We start from the raw sequence: 17,107 nt of genomic DNA on the forward strand, positions 1-17,107 counted from the left end.
CATCCCCCGGGGGCGGGGCCGCCCCGGCGGGGGAGCGGGCCCCCCCGGCCCCGCGGGGCGCGGGCGGCCGGGCCCGCCCGACCGGTCCGCCGATCAGGCGAAGCCGGGCATCGGGAAGCTGCTGATCAGCTCGGTGACCTGGGCCCGGACCCGCTCGATCGCCGCGGTGTCGTCGGTGCCGGCGGCCTTGACGACGTCGTCGATCCAGCCGGCCAGCTGCGGCATGTGCGCCGGGGTCAGCCCGCGGGTGGTGATGGCGGCGGTGCCGAGCCGGATGCCCGACGGGTCGAACGGCTTGCGCTTGTCATACGGCACGGCGTTGTAGTTCAGCTCGATGCCGGCGGCGTCGAGGGCCTTCGCCGCCGGCTTGCCGCCGATGTCCTTGCCGGTCAGGTCGATGAGGATCAGGTGGTTGTCGGTGCCGCCGGTGACCAGGTCGAAGCCGCGTTCGACCAGGGCCTCGGCCAGTGCCTGGGCGTTGGCGACGATGGCGTGCGCGTAGTCGCGGAACGCCGGGGTCGACGCCTCCCGCAGGGCGACGGCGATGGCCGCGGTGGTGTGGTTGTGCGGGCCGCCCTGCAGGCCCGGGAAGACCGCCTTGTCGAGCGCGGTGGCGTGCTCGGCGTCGGAGAGCAGCATCGCGCCGCGGGGACCGCGCAGGGTCTTGTGCGTGGTGGTCGAGATCACCGGGGCGTGCCCGACCGGGGACGGGTGGGCGCCCCCGGCGATCAGACCGGCGATGTGCGCGATGTCCGCGACCAGCACCGCCCCGACCTCGCGGGCGATCTCCGCGAACGCCGGGAAGTCGATCGTGCGCGGGATGGCCGTGCCACCACAGAAGATGATCTTCGGCCGTTCGGCGCGGGCCAGGTCCCGGACCTCGTCCAGGTCGATCCGGCCGGTGTCCGCGCGCAGGCCGTAGCGGACGCTGCGGAACCACTTGCCGGTGGCCGAGACGCTCCACCCGTGGGTCAGGTGGCCGCCCATCGGCAGCGACAGGCCCATCACCGTGTCACCCGGCTGCGCGAAGGCCAGGTAGACGGCCAGGTTCGCGGGTGAGCCGGAGTAGGGCTGGACGTTGGCGTGCTCGACGCCGAACAGCGCCTTCGCCCGCTCGACGGCGAGGGTCTCGATCGGGTCGATGACCTGCTGGCCCTCGTAGTAACGCCGGCCGACGTAGCCCTCGGAGTACTTGTTCGTCAGCACCGAGCCCGACGCCTCGAGCACGGCGGTCGAGACGTAGTTCTCCGAGGCGATCAGCCTGATCGACGACTGCTGGCGGGCGGCCTCGGCCTCGACGAGAGCGGCGATGTCCGGGTCCGCGACGGCGAGTTCGGGAAGGGGCGGGTTGTGCACACTGACCTCCGGCACGTGTCATTCGGCCGGAGGCACCCAGGCGCACGGCGCCGATCCGAACAATCGCTCCCCGGTGGTCAGTTCCACCTCTGTGCGCCAGTCACGACTCCGGGCCAATCCTAGCCGCCGGTCGGCGCACGGGTCGGCGGGGCGGACGGACCGGCAGGCGGGAGCCGGGCCGGCGCCCGCGGCGCCGTGGGCGTGCCGGCCACCAGCGCGGGCGGTCCCGGGAGGTCGGCGACGCGACAGCCGTGCCCGGGTCACATCCGGGCCACGACGCCGGGCCAGGCAGGACATCGTCCTCTACCGTGGTGGGGACCGGGTCACCTCGTTGGTCATCGCGGAGGCGGGAATCATGAAGTTGTCCTGGCGTAGAAACAAGGACGAAGTGGCCGACCGGGCCCGCGGGCTGACCGGTGCGGCCAGGGCGGCGGCGCTCGGCGTGGCCGACGAGTCCGAACCGGAGCCCAGCGCGGCGCCCACCCCGGCCGCTCCCGGGCCGGTGATGCTGACGCTCACCCCCCGGTCCCGCGTCGAGCAGAACGATCGGGAAGCCGGCGCGGCCGCGGCCGCGCCGGTGCGCCGCCGGATGGAACGCGGCATGTACGGCGGCGAGGCGCCCACCGGCGGCGGATGCTCGTCCGGCGGCTGCGGCTGAGATCAGGTTCCGGCGCCGGCGGCCCCCCCCCCCCCCCGCGCGGGGGGGCGCGCGGGGGGGGGGGGGGGGGGGGGGGGGGCGGCGGGGGGCGGGGGCTGATACCCGGTCCGGGCGCGGGGGGCCACCCCCCGGCGGGCGCCGGGGGCCGCCGTGAGGCGGCCGTCGGCGTGGCTGGCGGCCGAGTCGGCGTGACTAGACATAGACGCGCGGCACCCGCCCGCCGATCCGGGTGACGATCTCGTAGTTGATCGTGCCCAGGGCGGCCGCCCAGTCATCCGCCGTCGGCTCGCCGCGGCCGCCCGGGCCGAACAACAGCACCTCGTCGCCGGCCACGACCGGGTCGTCCCCGACATCCAGGACGAACTGGTCCATGCAGACCGTGCCGGCGATCCGCCGGCGGCGACCGCCGAGCAGCACCTCGCCGACGTTCGTGGCGGCCCTCGGCACGCCGTCGGCGTAACCCAGCGGCACCAGCGCGAGCGTGGTCTCCCGCGCGGTGGTGTAGCGGTGCGCGTAGGAGACACCCGCCCCGGCGGGCACCCGCTTGACCAGCGCGGCATGGCTGACCAGGGTCATCGCGGGCCGCAGACCGAAGTGCGCGGCGGGGCCGACCTCCGGGCTGGGCGACAGCCCGTAGACGGACACGCCCGGCCGGACCAGGTCGAAGTGCGCGTCCGGGCTGATCAGCGTGGCCGCCGAGTTCGCCAGATGGCGCACGGTGGGTGCGAGGCCCACCTTCTCGGCGATCTCCACCGCGTCGCGGAACGCCCCGATCTGCCCAGCCACGGTCGGATGTCCCGGGGAGTCGGCGAACGCCAGGTGGCTCCAGACACCGAACGTCTCGATCAGCCCCTCGGCCCGCAGCGCGGCGGCGGTGTCACACAGGGCTGGCCAGTCCGCAGGCGTCGCGCCGGCGCGGCCCAGACCGGTGTCGACCTTGAGATGCACGCGGGCCGGGCGGCCGGTCGTCCACGCCGCCGCGGCGATCTCCCGCAACGTCCAGGGAGCGGACGCCGAGACGTCGATGCCGGCGTCGATCGCGGCGGCGAACCGTTCCCCGGGCGCCGCGAGCCAGCACAGCACCGGGGTGGTGATCCCCGCGGCGCGCAGCGCGAGCGCCTCCTCCAGGAACGCCGTACCCAGCCAGGTCGCGCCGCCGTCCAGGGCCGCGCGGGCGCAGGGGATCAGGCCGTGGCCGTACCCGTCGGCCTTCACGACCGCCATCGTCGTGGCGGCGCCGGCGCGGGCGGCGAGGGCGGCCACGGAGTCGCGCACCGCATCGAGTTCGACCGCCGCGTAGGTGCGGATTCCGGCTGTCTCCGACGGCCCGGTCCGCTGTTCGCTCACCCGGTCAACGCTACCGCGCGTGACGATGGCCGGGGGTGCCCCGCCGTCCTGGGCCACCGTCGGTGGGCTGCGGCCGGTCCGCTCCGGCCAGCAGGTCGGTGGCCACGGCCGGCAGCAGTCCGGGCAGGTCGCTCGCCGCGAGCGGCACGTCCGCGCGCTCGCCGGCCCGCCCGTGCAGGTACGCGCCGACGGCCCCGGCCAGTACGGCGGGCAGTCCGGCGGCGAGCAGCGAGCCGACGACACCCGTCAGCACGTCGCCGGTGCCGGCGCTGCCGAGCCACGGTGAGCCGGTGGTGTTCACCCAGGCGGCGCCGGTCGGCTCGACGACCAGGGTGCGGGCGCCCTTGAGCAGGATCACGGCGCCGAGGGCGGCGGCGGCCCGGCGGACGGTGGCGAGCCGGTCGGCGGCCAGGTCGGCTGCGGCGCGCTCCGGGTCCCAGCCGAGGCCGACCCGGAGCAGTCGGGCGAACTCGCCCTCATGCGGGGTCACCAGCACCGGTGCGGCGCGATCGGACAGTGCCCGCGGGTCAGCGGCGACGATCTCGGCCAGCGGGTCCAGCCCGCCGGCGTCGACGACGATCGGCTGGTCGGTGCCGAGCAGCGCGGTCACCAGGTCGCGTACCGGCGGCCCCGGTGGCAGGCCCGGGCCGATCGCCCAGGCCTGCACGCGCCCGGCGGCGAGCATCGCGGCCGCGTCGCCGGCGGTGATGGCGGTGACCACGGCCTCCGGATGCGCCTGCGAGACGAGATCGCCCGCCCGGCCGCGCCGTTGCCCCGTCGCCTCGTCGTGATGACCTTCGGTGATCAGACGGAGATAGCCGGCGCCGCCGCGCAGCGCGCCGCCGACGGCGAGGACCGCGGCACCCGGATAGGCGTCGCTGCCCGCCACGAGCCCGAGCACACCCCGGCGGTACTTGGACGACTCGAAGCCCGGGACGGGCAGCAGGGCGGCGACGTCGGCGTCGTCCAGCGCCCGCAGGTCCGGTTCGGGCAGCTCCAGCCCGATGTCGACGAGCTCCACCGGCCCGGTGTGCGCGGCTCCCGGCATCAGCCACAGACCGCGCTTGTGGGTGCCGAACGTGACCGTGGCACTCGCCCGCACTGCCGGCCCGGCCACCGCACCGGTGTCCGCGTCGACGCCGCTGGGGACGTCGACGGCCACCGTGCGCCGCACCGGCGCGAACGCGGCCAGGCGGGCGTGGGCCGGTCGCAGACCGCCTCGGCCGCCGATGCCGAGCAGCCCGTCGAGCACCAGGTCGGCGCGGTCGAACAAGGCCCGCAGCGCGTCGTCGTCGGGCGCCGGATCGGGCCCGTGCAGCGCGCCGCCGGCGGCGAGCAGCGCGGCGGTGCCCGCCGGATGGGTGCGGCCGGGGGCGATCGCGTCGACCCGGGCGCCGCGTGCGGCCAGCCGGGCACCCGCCCACAGCGCGTCGCCGCCGTTGTCGCCGCCGCCGGCCAGCACGACGATCCGGGCGCCACCGACCCGGCCGAGCCGGCGGGCGACGTGGGCTACCAGCCCGTACACCGCGCGTTGCATGAGGGCCCCAGGTGGAAGCGCCGCCAGCAGTGGGGCTTCGGCGTCTCGGACCTGGGCGACCGTGTGCGCGTTCGGCATGCCGCCATGCTGCCCGGTGCCGATCCGGCCATGCCGCTCGCGGGGCCGGCCGGGGCACGCCGCGGTCAGCTTTCGGCGACGACCATGGCGACGGCGACACCGCCGTCGTGCGTGAGGGACAGGTGCCAGGTCGCGACGGCGAGCCGGGCCGCGGCCGCGGCCACCGTGCCGCTGACGCGCAGGGCCGGCCGGCCGCCCGCGCCGAGAACGACCTCGGCGTCGTGCCAGTCCAGCCCGGGCGGGGCGCCGAGCGCCTTGGCGACGGCCTCCTTCGCCGCGAAACGGGCGGCGAGCCGCTCCGGCCGCACCACGTCCCGCTCGGGCGCGGTGAACAGCCGCATCGCGATGCCCGGCGTCCGCGACAGGGTCGCGGTGAAGCGCGCGCCATCCACCACGTCGACTCCGATGCCCACCACCGCCACCGGCCCAGGCTCCCACACCGGTCGCACGCCGGGCCGCGGGAGGTTTCGCGGTTCGGCCCCGCCGGTCGACGGGGCCGAACCGCGCCTTTCACGGGCGCGCACGGTCAGGACGTCTTGTCCAGCCGCGGGCCGCCCGCCTCGCCACCGTCGTCACCGGCGGCGGCCGGCTCGCCCTTCGCCCGCTCGTCCGCGGCCGGCGCGCTGTCACCGTCGCTGTCGCCGTCGGCGGCAAGGATGCGGTAGAGACCGCGGCGGGTCTCCGCGAGCAGGGTCCGGGCCGCCGCGAGCTGCGACTCGTCCCCCGCCTGCGCCACCTGGACGACGGCCGCGCCGACCGCGAAGGCCAGCGAGCGCAGGCTCGTCAGGTCGTCGTCGGCGCTGGCCGCCGCGGTCTCCCACGGCTTGCGCCGCCCCGACCGGGACTCGACGTGGGCACGGCCGGCGTCGGTGAGGTGGAAGACGCGCTTGCCGTCCGCCTCGACGGCCCGCACGAGGCCCTCGTCGGTGAGCAGGGAGAGCACGGGGTAGACCGACCCGGGGCTCGGCCGCCAGGTTCCGCCGCTGCGCTCGGACAGCTCGCGGATCATCTGGTAGCCGTGCATCGGCTCCTCGGCCAGCAGGGCCAGCAACGCCTCCCGGACGTCACCGCGCCCCACCCGCGGCCCGCCGCGGCCGAAGCCAGGCCCGCCGAAGCCGGGACCGAACCCGCCCGGACCGCCGAAACCAGGGCCGGGGAAGCCGCCCAGGCCGCCCCAGCCGGGGCCGCCGCGACGGCCGCGCGGGCGGCCCTCGCCGCGCCCGCCGTGCTCATGCCCCTCGTGCGGCCCGCCGCGCTCGGCGCGACTGGTCCGCTCACGGCCCGGCGAACGCCACTGCTCGGCGGTGGGCGCCAGCCGCTCGGCGCAGCCGGCCATCGATTCGAGGAACTCCGACAGCCGTGCTGGATCGAACGGCAGCCCTCGTCCCCATCCGCCCCAGGAACCCCAGGGGCCAGGAATCGCCTGCGATGTCATGATCATTTCCTTTCGTGATGGCCCGAAGGCCGCCTTCACCGAGACCATCCCGACGAAGGTCACATCTACCAATCGCCAACGGCGGCCATCCAGCCACCCTGGCGTACGCTCACGATATATCGCGATGCTACTTCCGGCAAGTGTCCGGACGAAGCCGTACGGCTCACCAGCGCTGTTCGCGCGCGGATTCCGTAGGATTGGGCGGTGATCATTTCTGTGTCCGGGGACAACGGGCACGGCGGGGACGCCGTCACCCCGCTCGAAGCGGCCTTCGAGGAACGTGCCTGCGCCCAGCGCGCCGGGACGGGCGTGTTCATCGAAGGGGTGAACCTGGCCCTGCTCGGCCGCGTCGAGCAGCTACGTATCCGCCCCACCAACGCGTCCGGCACGGTCGAGGACGACGGCCCGCACGAGGTTCGCCTCGAGGCCGCCGACGACGGCCCGCGCACCGGCTGTACCTGCCCCGAGGGCGCCACCGGCTCGTTCTGCCGGCACGCCGTCGCCGTCGCCCTGGTCGCGACCGGCTCCGCCGGGCTCGCCGAGGACGACGAGGACGTCGACGAGGAGACCGGCGGGATCATCGTCGAGGGCTCGCTGTTCGCCGACGATCCCGTGCACGCGGCGATGCGGGTGTTCCTCAGTCGGGTGCCCCGGGCGGAGCTCGTCGAGACCCTGCTCGACGCCGCGGACGAGAACGACGCGGTCGCGGACGCCCTGTGGGAGGCCACCGTCGCCTGGCACGGCCGCCAGCACGGCGCCGAACCGTCCACCTGACGGCTGCCGTCGGCAGGTCATCCGGGCCGCCGACGCGGCCGATGCGGTGGGTCGCCGTCAGCGACCCACCGTCGCCTACTCGACCGTGACCGACTTCGCCCGGTTCCGCGGCTGGTCGACGTCCAGACCGCGGGCGAGGGCGAGCTCGCAGGCGAACACCTGCAGCGGCAGCGTGGTCACCAGCGGCGCGAACAGCGAGGCGGTGGCCGGCACGCGGATGAGGTGGTCCGCGTACGGCTCCACCGCCACGTCACCGTCCTCGGCGATCACGATCGTCCGCGCGCCCCGCGCCCGGACCTCCTGGATGTTCGAGACGATCTTGCCGTGCAGGTTGGCCCGGCCGCGCGGCGACGGCACGATGACCAGCACCGGCAGGCCCGGCTCGATGAGCGCGATCGGGCCGTGCTTCAGCTCGCCCGCCGGGAAGCCTTCGGCGTGCATGTACGCCAGCTCCTTGAGCTTCAGCGCCCCCTCCAGCGCCACCGGGTAGCCGACGTGCCGGCCGAGGAACAGCACCGCCTTCGCCCCCGCCAGGCTGCGGGCGAGCTCCCGCATCGGCTCGAGCCGGGCGAGCGTGCGCTCGACCAGCTCAGGCGTGCGCTGCAGCCGCTCGACGTACGTGGCCACCTCATCGCCGTAGAGCACCCCCCGCACCTGCGCCAGGTACAGGCCGACAAGCAGGCAGGCCGCGACCTGGCCGAGGAAGGTCTTGGTCGAGGCGACCCCGACCTCCGGCCCGCAGTGGGTGTAGAGCACTGCGTCGGACTCCCGCGGGATGGTGGAACCGTTGGTGTTGCAGATCGCCAGCACCCGGGCCTTCTGCTCCCGGGCGTGCTTGACCGCCATCAGCGTGTCGAGGGTCTCCCCGCTCTGGCTGATCGCGATGACGAGGGTGGAGCGGTCGAGCACCGGGTCGCGGTACCGGAACTCCGAGGCCATCTCGACCTCGCAGGGCAGCCTGGTCCAGTGCTCGACCGCGTACTTCGCGATGAGCCCGGCGTGGTAGGCGGTGCCGCAGGCGACGATGAAGACCTTGTCGACGTCGCGGAAGTCCTGGGCGGACAGCCGCTCCTCGTCCAGCACGATCGCTCCGTCGGCGGAGAGCCGGCCGCGCAGCGTGTCGGCGAGCGCGGTCGGCTGCTCGTTGATTTCCTTGAGCATGAAGTACGGGTAGCCGCCCTTCTCCGCGGCACTGGCGTCCCAGTCGACGTGGTAGCGGCGGCCCTCGACGATCTCGCCGTCGAAGTCGGTGACGGTCACCCCGTCCCGGCGGGCCTCGACCACCTGGTCCTGCCCGATCTCCAGGGCCTCCCGGGTGTGCGCGATGAAGGCGGAGACGTCGCTGGCGAGGAATGCCTCGCCCTGGCCCAGCCCGACGACCAGCGGGCTGTTGCGGCGGGCGCCGACCACCACCTCGGGGAAGTCCCGGTGCAGCACCACGAGGGTGAAGGCACCCTCGAGCCGCCGGCAGACCCGGCGCAGCGCGCCGGTCAGCGGGTGGGCGCCCTCCGCGGCCCGCGGCGGGGCCGCCGGCTGCTCGGGAACCACGCCGGCCTCCGCGCCGGCGAGCTCGATCTCGAGCAGGTGGGCGACGACCTCGGTGTCCGTCTCGCTGGCCAGCTCGTGCCCGACCGCCTCGAGCTCGGCCCGCAGCGCGGCGAAGTTCTCGATGATGCCGTTGTGGATGACGGCGATGGCGCCCGTGCAGTCCGTGTGGGGGTGGGCGTTCACGTCGGTCGGGCCGCCGTGGGTGGCCCAGCGGGTGTGCCCCATCCCGGTGGTGCCGGGCATCGGGTCCATGTCCGGACCGTCGGACAGCAGTTTCTCGAGGTTCGCGAGCTTGCCGGCGCGGCGCGCCGTCCGCAGCGCTCCGGCACCGACGACAGCCACGCCGGAGGAGTCGTAGCCGCGGTATTCCAGCCGCCGCAGGCCGTTCAGCGCGACGTCCAGAGCCGACTGGTCACCGACGTAACCGATGATCCCGCACATGTGCTCAGCGTACGCAGGTTGCACCCGGCCCAACCAGACGCCCGGCCGAACGCACGCCATGTTGTCTCAGCGTGGCCTTCGCGACGGCGGTGCTGCGGCAGCAGGCCAGCAGGCCAGCAGGCCAGCAGGCCAGCCGGGTCGACCCAGCCGCGACCCGGTTCAGCCGACGGCCGGCAGGGCCTCACGGACGGTGGCGGCGAGCCGCTGGGCGGTCTCCCGCGCGACGGCGTCGGTCTCCGCCTCCACCATGACGCGCACGAGTGGCTCGGTGCCGGACGGGCGCAGCAGCACCCGGCCCGCGTCGCCGAGCTCCGCCTCCACCTCGGCGACGGCCGCGCGCAGCTCCGGCGAGGCCTGCACCCGGGTGCGGTCCACCCCCCGGACGTTGACGAGCACCTGCGGCAGCCGGGTCATGACCTTCGCGAGCTCGCCGAGCGGCTGACCGGTCTCGGCGACCCGGCCGAGCAGCTGCAGCGCCGTGAGCAGCCCGTCCCCGGTCGTCGCGTGGTCGAGGAAGAGCACGTGCCCGCTCTGCTCGCCACCGAGCACGAAACCGCCGGCGCGCATCGCCTCCAGTACGTACCGGTCCCCGACCGGCGTGGTGACGACGGTGATGCCCGCCTCGCGCATCGCGTGCCGGAAGCCGAGGTTCGACATCACGGTGACGACGACCGTGCCGGCCGCCAGGTCACCCCGCTCGGCCAGGGCGATCGCACAGATGGCGAGGATCTGGTCGCCGTCGACGACCTCGCCGGCGGCGTCGACCGCGAGGCAGCGGTCCGCGTCGCCATCATGTGCGATGCCGACGTCGGCACCCTGCGCCACGACGGCCGCCCGCAGGCTGTCCAGATGAGTCGCGCCGCTGCCGTCGTTGATGGCGTTGCCATCGCCGTCCGCGTGCAACGCGACGACGTCGGCGCCGGCCGCGCGCAGGACCCGCGGGGCGAGTGCCGAAGCGGCGCCCTGGGCGCAGTCGACGACGACCCGCAGCCCGTCCAGCCGCGCCGGCAGGCTCGTCAGCAGATGATCGGCGTATCGGTCGACCAGGGCGGGATCGTCGCGCACCCGGCCGACCTCGCGTCCCACCGGACGGCGCCGCGAGGACCGCGCCATCTGCTGCTCGATGGCGTCCTCGACCTCGTCGGGCAGCTTGAGGCCACCGGCGGCGAACAGCTTGATGCCGTTGTCAGGCATCGGGTTGTGGCTGGCGGACAACATCACGCCAAAGGTGGCTCCGCTGCTGGCCACCGCGTGCGCGACAGCAGGGGTCGGGGCGACGCCGATCCGCGCGACGTCAGCGCCGGATGCGGCCAGCCCGGCGACGACCGCCGCCTCCAGGAACTCACCGGAGGGCCGGGTGTCCCGGCCGACGACCACCAGCGGACGGCGGCCGACCGCAGCGTCCGAGCCGCCGAGCAGCTCCACGGCCGCAGCGGCCAGCGAGAGCGCCTGCTCCGCCGTCAGGTCGACGTTGGCGACACCGCGAACGCCGTCGGTACCGAAGAGCCTCGCCACTGAGGTCTCCCATATGTCGAAGGTCCAGGCGGAGACCCAGGCGTGCTCCGGCAGCCGGCGTCCCCACCCGCCCGCGCGCCCGGGACCACCCGGACGCGCCGACGGAGGAGACGCAGGGTCAGCGCTTGCTGTACTGCGGAGCCTTGCGGGCCTTCTTCAGGCCGTACTTCTTGCGCTCCTTGACCCGGGCGTCACGGGTCAGGAAGCCGGCCTTCTTCAGAGTAGGCCGCGACTCCTCCTCCGCCAGCGTCAGCGCGCGGGCGATGGCGAGTCGCAGTGCGCCCGCCTGGCCCGAGACGCCGCCGCCGTGCAGTCGAGCCACGATGTCGTACGACTCGGCCTTGTCGAGCGCCTTGAGCGGCTCGTTGACGAGCTGCTGGTGCACCTTGTTGGGGAAGTACTCCTCGAGCGTCCGCCCGTTGAGCGTCCACTTCCCCGCGCCCGGGAGCAGCCGCACGCGGACGACCGCCTCCTTGCGCCGTCCGGTGGCGCGGGGGTTGCCCTGTACGTCGGTCACGACAGCCACGTCGCGTTCCTTCCTCGGTTGAAGCGTGGTTCCCGCCGCCGGCCCGGAACGGACGTACGCCCGTCGGCCGGCTGGAGGAGGTCTGCGGTTACTGCGCGACCTGGATGATCTCGAACGGAGTGGGCTGCTGCGCCTGGTGGGGGTGGATCGGACCCGCGTAGACCTTCAGCTTGGTGCCCTGCGCACGGCCGAGCTTGTTGTGCGGCAGCATGCCCTTGATCGCCTTCTCGACGATGACCTGCGGCCGCGTGTCGAGCAGCTCACCGTAGGAGGTGCTGCGCAGACCGCCCGGGAAGCCCGAGTGGCGGTGGTACTGCGCCTGCTGACGCTTGTTGCCGCTCAGCGCCACCTTGCCGGCGTTCACCACGATCACGAAGTCGCCGGTGTCGATGTGCGGGGCGAAATACGGCTTGTGCTTGCCCCGAAGCAGCGTGGCGGCCTGGGTCGCCAGCCGACCGAGCACCACGTCGGTGGCATCGATGATGTGCCACACACGCTGGACATCCGCGGGCTTGGGCTGGTACGTGCGCACAGGTCTGCCTTCTCGTTCGGACGGGTCCGCCCGGCGACTTCCGAGAAGCCGACAGGCCTGACCCGTCAAGAATGTGGAGCGCGCAGACAGGACGTGTCACGCGCAGCAGTCTTTGAGGTTACCAGGCGAGCGGGACCAGCCGCCGGCGGGCCACCCTGGGCCACTACGACCCGGCCCCGCCGCATCCGGCACCGCGACATCCGAAGCAGCCGCACCCGGGCTAACCGCACCCGAGACAGCACCGCCGAGACAGGCCCACAGAGACAGGCCCACAGAGACAGGCCCACAGAGACAGGCCCACCCGGAGTAGTTACACCCGGACGCCCACTGGGGCGGCGCCGAGACCTCACCAGCACACACTACCGATCCGCGGCCTGCGGGGTGTTCTCCGGTGATGCCCGGCCCGACTGGCCATGCCGCGATTGGTAGCTATTCTGACCCAGATGACTGAATTGGATGGCGGGGGGCACGAGGAGCGGCCGGGTTCCGGCATCCCGGCACACGGCACACCGAACCCCGCCGCCCAACCGCCCGATCCCGGCGCGCCCGGGATCGATCCAGGCGGCGCCCCGGGCGGATCGATCCCGGGCGGCACCGCGGGACCAGCCACCGGACCCGGCACCGCCGGCCTCGACCTGCGCGGCCGACATGTCCTCTACGACGGGTGGACGCCGCCGAGCGACGACCCGCTGTTCGGCGGCCCGAGGAGCTACGCCTTCTCGTTCGACCACCTCAGGCCGGACGCGGCCGCGCCGGACCCGGCCGTCCCCACGGGCCAGCATCGCGCCGCTCCACTCCCGGCCATGGGCCAGGCCGCCCTCGGTTCCGGCGAGGGCACCCACCCGGGCGCTGAGCGTCCCGCCCTGGGCGGACCTGCGCCCGGCGAGGCCTGGCCGGGTCGCCACGCGCGCCCGGCCAGCCGTCCCGCCTCCCCTCCCCGCGCGCCGGGCTCCCCGGCTCACCTCGGCCGGCCGGGAAGCGCCCCCGTGGCACGTGACGGTGCCGGACGACCTGAGACCCATGGCGCCTTCGACCCCGCGTCAGCGCAGCAGCCGGCCGCAGCCGAACCGCCGAGATCCGGCTGGGCCGTCCGAGGCTGGCCCGCGCCCACCGGCAAGACCACCGGCGCCACCCCCGTGTCCTGGCAGCACAGTGCCGGCGCGACCGGACCCCTCCCGTCACCGGCCGGCCGGTCGCGAACCGACACCCCGCTCACCGGCGGACAGTTCGGCGCCGACCGCCCGGACCCGCGTTACCCGGCGGTGCGGCCCGGCGAGCGGGCACGCCTCGACGACGCCTACGACGACGCTCCCGACGACGCTCCCGACGACGACGAGGCCCACCGCTACGACGACGCCGACGAGGAGGAGGACGGCGCCAGGGACAACGCTGGCCTCGCCGAGGACCGCTGGGCCGGCGGAGCGGGCGCCGGCGTCGACCGGGCGCGCCGACCCCGTCGCATGCTCGTCGTCGTCGCGGGCGCGGTCCTGCTCCTGGTCGCGGCGGTGGCGGCGGTGACGTTGCGCGGTGGCGGCGACCAGGGCGGATCCCCGTCCACCTCGGCCGCTCCGAGCCTCGCGCCGATCCCGAAGAACTTCCTCGACAGCACGGCGACCGACAGCGACAAGATAACGGCGAACGAGTTCTTCCCGGACTCCCCCGTCCAGGTGGACGACCGGGGCTACCGGCGGCTGGCCCGGCGGCTGGACACCGGCTGTCCCCAGCTGACCGGCGACCTGACCAAGCAGTTCGCCGCGCCGCACTGCGGGCAGGTCGTGCGCGCGCTGTTCCTCGGCACCCCGCCGGCGGGCACCCGCGCCGTGCTCGTCGGAGTGACGGTGTTCTCCCTCGACACGGCCACGACGGCCGCGGCCGGCGCCCAGACCCTCAACCAGGGCCGCGGCGGGATCGCACCGCTGTCCCTGCCCGCCGGGGCCATCCAGAACGCGCAGATCACCGGTCCGGGTGGAAACAACTCCTGGCGCAGCGCGCTCAGCCGCGGGCACTACCTCATCTACACCCAGGTCGCCTACGTCGACGGCACCGCCGGCGCGGGAACCGACCCGCCGCTGCGCTCCGCGCAGACGGACATCGGGATCCTGGCGGCCGAGCCGCTCGGGGACCGCGCCGTCCTCGGCCACGGCCCGCGCCGCTGACCCGAACCGCGTAACCGGGCAACCGGGCAACCGGGCAACCGGGCAACCGGGCAACCGGGCAACCGGGCACCAACGCCCCGCTCGTTCCCGACGCGCCCGGGCCCGTTCAGCCAGAGGGCGTCGTCGGCACCCGCACGGCGCGAGTCACCTCGGCTCGCGCCGCGAGCGCCGCGTCCGGCGGGTAGCGCACCTCGACCAGCGTGAGGCCGTGCGCCGGAGCGACGGTGACGCTCGGATCGCGCATCCCGCGCCGCAGCACCGCCTCTGGCCACTGCGGTGGCCGGCGCCCCTCGCCGACCGCGAGCAACCCGCCGACCAGGGCGCGCACCATCGAATGGCAGAAGGCATCCGCCTCGACGTCGGCGCCCAGCACGCCGTCCGGGCGCCGGGCGACATCCAGTCGCAGCAGCGTCCGCACGGTCGTCGCGCCCTCCCGTCGGCGACAGAAGGCGGCGAAGTCGTGCTCACCGACCAGCAGCAGCGCCGCCGACGCCATCGCCGCCGCGTCCAGCGGGCGGGGCCAGGCGAGGGTGTCGAACCGCCGCAGCGGCTCGGCGCCGAACGGCGCGTCCGTGATCCGGTAGAGGTAGCGCCTGGACAGCGCGGAGAACCTCGCGTCGAACCCGGGTGCGGCGGGCGCGAGCCCGGTGACCCGGATCGCCCGGTCAAGCACGCCGTTGAGTCGGCGGGCCAGCCCGCCGAGCGGCACCTCGACCGGCAGGTCGACGTGGGCGACCTGTCCCAGGGCGTGGACCCCGGAGTCGGTCCGGCCAGCGACGGTCAGCCGCACCGCGGGCAGTCGGGTCACCCGGATCAGCGCGTCCTCGACGTCGCCCTGGACGGTGCGCTGCCCGGGCTGGCGGGCCCAGCCGGCGAACGGCGTGCCGTCGTAGGAGATGTCCAGCCGCAGCCGGACCAGCCCCTCGGGGCTCCCCGCCACGGAGGGCAGGCCATGCGGCGCGCGCAGGCCGGTTCCCAGGTCCTCGGGCATCTGCTTCTCCCCCGTCTGCGGGTGCGCGCTCGCGCTGATATCCGCCGGGCGGGGGCACGCGCCCGGCCCACGACGCCGGCACGGTACGCCAACGGCGAAGGCCCGCCGCCCATCATGGGGTGGCGGGCCTACACCGATCTACTCCACGGCGCGAAATTCCGTCAGGTCACGCCGCAGGCGGGACCGAGCGGGGTCAGGAGGCCGACTCGGCCGAACCCTCGTCGCTCGCCGTGCCGTCGCCCTTGGGGGCCTCGGCGGCCGGGGTGACCTCGGCGGACTGCGCGTGGACGGCAGCCGCCGTCGGCGACTCCTTCGCCAGGTCCTCGGCGGCCTCGGCGGTGGCACCGGTCGGCTTGCGGCTGGGCGCGAACCGGGTGCCGCGGGCCCGCTCGGCCTCGCCGACGGCCTGCTGGCCGACGGTCAGCGCCTCGACGAGCTCGATGCGCGCCATCGACGCGTTGTCGCCCTTACGGTTACCCAGCTTGATGATCCGGGTGTAGCCGCCGTTGCGGTCCACGTAGCGCGGGCCGATCTCGGTGAACAGCGTGTGGACGACCGAGTTGTCCCGCACGTGTCGCATGACCCGGCGCCGCGCGTGCAGGTCGCCACGCTTGGCGAAGGTCACCAGCCGCTCGGCGTACGGCCGAAGCCGCTTCGCCTTCGCCTCGGTGGTGGTGATGCCGCCGTGCTCGAACAGCGCGGTGGCGAGGTTGGCCAGCAGCAGCCGCTCATGTGCGGGGCTGCCGCCGAGCCGGGCGCCCTTGGTTGGCGTGGGCATGATGAGTGCTCCTCGTTCCTTTCACTGTCCCGCCAGGCTGCCCGCCTACAGGACGGCGGCGTGTGCCACCGGAGGTCGTCGAGGCCCCCGTGGCGTGCCGCCGCGGGGGCCTCGTGAAGGTCAGTACTGCTCGGTCTCGACGTACTCCGCGCCGTCGTCGTGCGGGTCGGAGAACGGCGCGTTGTAGGTGTCGGTGCCGTAGGTGTCGACGGCCTGCCGCGGGTCGAATCCGGGCGGGGAGTCCTTGAGCTGCAGACCCATCGCGCCCAGCTTCGTCTTGACCTCGTCGATCGACTTCTGCCCGAAGTTGCGAATGTCGAGCAGGTCGGCCTCGCTGCGCGAGACCAGCTCGCCGATCGTGTGGATGCCCTCGCGCTTGAGGCAGTTGTAGGAGCGGACGGTGAGGTCCATCTCCTCGATCGGCAGCGCGAGGTCGGCCGCCAGCGCCGCGTCCGCGGCGGACGGGCCGATGTCCACGCCCTCAGCCTCGGCGTTGAGCTCCTGCGCCAGCCCGAACAGGCCGACGAGGGTCTTGCCGGCGCTCGCCATCGCGTCCCGCGGGGAGATCGACGGCTTCGTCTCGACGTCGACGATGAGCCGGTCGAAGTCGGTGCGCTGCTCGACTCGGGTGGCCTCGACCTTGTAGGTCACCTTCAGCACCGGCGAGTAGATCGAGTCGATCGGGATCCGCCCGATCTCCTGGCCGGCCTGCTTGTTCTGAGCGGCGCTGACGTAGCCACGGCCCCGCTCGACGGTCAGCTCGATCTCGAGCTTGCCCTTGTCGTTCAGGGTCGCGAGACGCAGCTCGGGGCTGTGCACCTCGACGCCGGCCGGCGGGGCGATGTCCGCCGCGGTGACCTCACCGGGGCCCTGCTTGCGCAGGTACATCACGGTCGGCTCGTCGTTGTCGGAGCTGACGACCAGTTCCTTGAGGTTCAGGATCAGGTCGGTCACGTCCTCCTTGACGCCCGGCACCGTGGAGAACTCGTGCAGCACCCCGTCGATCCGGATGCTCGTCACCGAGGCTCCGGGGATGGAGGACAGCAGGGTCCGGCGCAGCGAGTTGCCGAGGGTGTAGCCGAAGCCCGGCTCCAGCGGCTCGATCACGAAACGCGACCGGAACTCGGAGATCGGGTCTTCGACGAGGGTGGGACGCTGAGCGATCAGCATGGTGTGTTCCTTCCGGCCACGGCGCCCGCCATATGACGCCGTGATGTGCTGGCTTCCCGATCAACGGGGAGCCGGCGGACGGGACATCGGTCCGCCCCGTCCGCGGTGCCGGCGCGCGCGGCGCCGAAACACCCGACACCCCTCCAGTGTGCCTCCGGCCCGGCGGCCGGCCCCCGCCCGGCGCCGGGGGCCGCCACTCCCCTGACCCAGGTACCAGCGACATCCTGGCGGGTGCCCGCGGCGATCGTCTGATCGCCAGCGCCCA

General features: G+C 74.3%; 16 protein-coding genes and 1 riboswitch. Of the genes, 3 read left to right on the forward strand and 13 right to left on the reverse strand.

What is annotated here, in order from left to right; all coding sequences use genetic code 11:
• Window positions 1-93 precede the first annotated feature (93 nt).
• On the reverse strand, window positions 94-1,356 hold the full coding sequence (gene glyA / locus MXD60_RS18295; protein ID WP_248820547.1) for a serine hydroxymethyltransferase: 1,263 nt from the start codon (window positions 1,354-1,356) through the stop codon (window positions 94-96).
• 27 nt (window positions 1,357-1,383) lie between these two features.
• A riboswitch (ZMP/ZTP riboswitch) is annotated at window positions 1,384-1,470 on the reverse strand.
• Between the two features lie 241 nt (window positions 1,471-1,711).
• On the opposite strand from glyA, the gene MXD60_RS18300 reads away from it, so the two are divergent.
• A complete protein-coding gene (locus MXD60_RS18300; protein WP_248820532.1) occupies window positions 1,712-2,014 on the forward strand; it encodes a hypothetical protein in 303 nt (100 codons plus the stop codon).
• 2 nt (window positions 2,015-2,016) lie between these two features.
• On the opposite strand, the gene MXD60_RS18305 is transcribed toward MXD60_RS18300, so the two are convergent.
• The 5 genes from MXD60_RS18305 to MXD60_RS18325 form a co-directional block, all read right to left on the reverse strand.
• Window positions 2,017-2,214: a hypothetical protein gene (locus tag MXD60_RS18305; RefSeq protein WP_248820533.1), complete on the reverse strand. Its 198-nt coding sequence runs from the start codon at window positions 2,212-2,214 to the stop codon at window positions 2,017-2,019.
• Complete coding sequence (alr, locus tag MXD60_RS18310; protein ID WP_248820534.1) at window positions 2,207-3,361, reverse strand: alanine racemase; 1,155 nt, start codon at window positions 3,359-3,361, stop codon at window positions 2,207-2,209. The genes MXD60_RS18305 and alr overlap by 8 nt, the downstream gene beginning before the upstream one ends.
• A 10-nt stretch (window positions 3,362-3,371) precedes the next feature.
• A complete protein-coding gene (locus MXD60_RS18315) occupies window positions 3,372-4,976 on the reverse strand; it encodes an NAD(P)H-hydrate dehydratase (protein WP_248820535.1) in 1,605 nt (534 codons plus the stop codon).
• Window positions 4,977-5,041: 65 nt separating this feature from the next.
• Window positions 5,042-5,398 (reverse strand): holo-ACP synthase, encoded by a 357-nt coding sequence (locus MXD60_RS18320; RefSeq protein WP_248820536.1) that lies wholly within the window; start codon window positions 5,396-5,398, stop codon window positions 5,042-5,044.
• Between the two features lie 104 nt (window positions 5,399-5,502).
• Entirely contained in the window at window positions 5,503-6,411 is a 909-nt protein-coding gene (locus tag MXD60_RS18325; RefSeq protein ID WP_248820537.1) for a PadR family transcriptional regulator, read from the reverse strand.
• 204 nt (window positions 6,412-6,615) lie between these two features.
• On the opposite strand from MXD60_RS18325, the gene MXD60_RS18330 reads away from it, so the two are divergent.
• A complete protein-coding gene (locus tag MXD60_RS18330) occupies window positions 6,616-7,185 on the forward strand; it encodes an SWIM zinc finger family protein (RefSeq protein WP_248820538.1) in 570 nt (189 codons plus the stop codon).
• A 75-nt stretch (window positions 7,186-7,260) separates the two neighbouring features.
• Here MXD60_RS18330 and glmS read toward each other — a convergent pair whose 3' ends face one another.
• The 4 genes from glmS to rplM form a co-directional block, all read right to left on the reverse strand.
• Entirely contained in the window at window positions 7,261-9,174 is a 1,914-nt protein-coding gene (glmS, locus tag MXD60_RS18335; protein ID WP_248820539.1) for a glutamine--fructose-6-phosphate transaminase (isomerizing), read from the reverse strand.
• Between the two features lie 159 nt (window positions 9,175-9,333).
• Complete coding sequence (gene glmM, locus MXD60_RS18340) at window positions 9,334-10,689, reverse strand: phosphoglucosamine mutase (protein WP_248820540.1); 1,356 nt, start codon at window positions 10,687-10,689, stop codon at window positions 9,334-9,336.
• A gap of 118 nt (window positions 10,690-10,807) precedes the next feature.
• Entirely contained in the window at window positions 10,808-11,215 is a 408-nt protein-coding gene (rpsI, locus tag MXD60_RS18345) for a 30S ribosomal protein S9 (protein ID WP_248820541.1), read from the reverse strand.
• Window positions 11,216-11,303: 88 nt separating this feature from the next.
• Window positions 11,304-11,747, reverse strand: a complete 444-nt coding sequence (gene rplM, locus MXD60_RS18350; protein WP_248820542.1) for a 50S ribosomal protein L13 — start codon at window positions 11,745-11,747, stop codon at window positions 11,304-11,306.
• A gap of 443 nt (window positions 11,748-12,190) precedes the next feature.
• Here rplM and MXD60_RS18355 point away from each other — a divergent pair, with 443 nt between their 5' ends.
• Window positions 12,191-13,903, forward strand: coding sequence for a hypothetical protein (locus MXD60_RS18355; RefSeq protein ID WP_248820543.1), 1,713 nt, complete (start codon window positions 12,191-12,193; stop codon window positions 13,901-13,903).
• A gap of 106 nt (window positions 13,904-14,009) precedes the next feature.
• Here MXD60_RS18355 and truA read toward each other — a convergent pair whose 3' ends face one another.
• The 3 genes from truA to MXD60_RS18370 form a co-directional block, all read right to left on the reverse strand.
• The gene (gene truA, locus MXD60_RS18360; protein WP_248820544.1) at window positions 14,010-14,894 is read right to left on the reverse strand and encodes a tRNA pseudouridine(38-40) synthase TruA; all 885 of its coding nucleotides are present in this window, start codon (window positions 14,892-14,894) and stop codon (window positions 14,010-14,012) included.
• Window positions 14,895-15,087: 193 nt separating this feature from the next.
• Window positions 15,088-15,672 carry a 50S ribosomal protein L17 gene (rplQ, locus tag MXD60_RS18365; protein ID WP_248820545.1) on the reverse strand — a complete coding sequence of 195 codons (585 nt, stop codon included), beginning with the start codon at window positions 15,670-15,672 and terminating at the stop codon, window positions 15,088-15,090.
• A gap of 120 nt (window positions 15,673-15,792) precedes the next feature.
• Window positions 15,793-16,842, reverse strand: coding sequence for a DNA-directed RNA polymerase subunit alpha (locus MXD60_RS18370; RefSeq protein WP_248820546.1), 1,050 nt, complete (start codon window positions 16,840-16,842; stop codon window positions 15,793-15,795).
• Window positions 16,843-17,107 lie beyond the last annotated feature (265 nt).

Source organism: Frankia sp. AgB32, assembly GCF_023243045.1.
Taxonomy (GTDB): Bacteria; Actinomycetota; Actinomycetes; order Frankiales; family Frankiaceae; genus Frankia.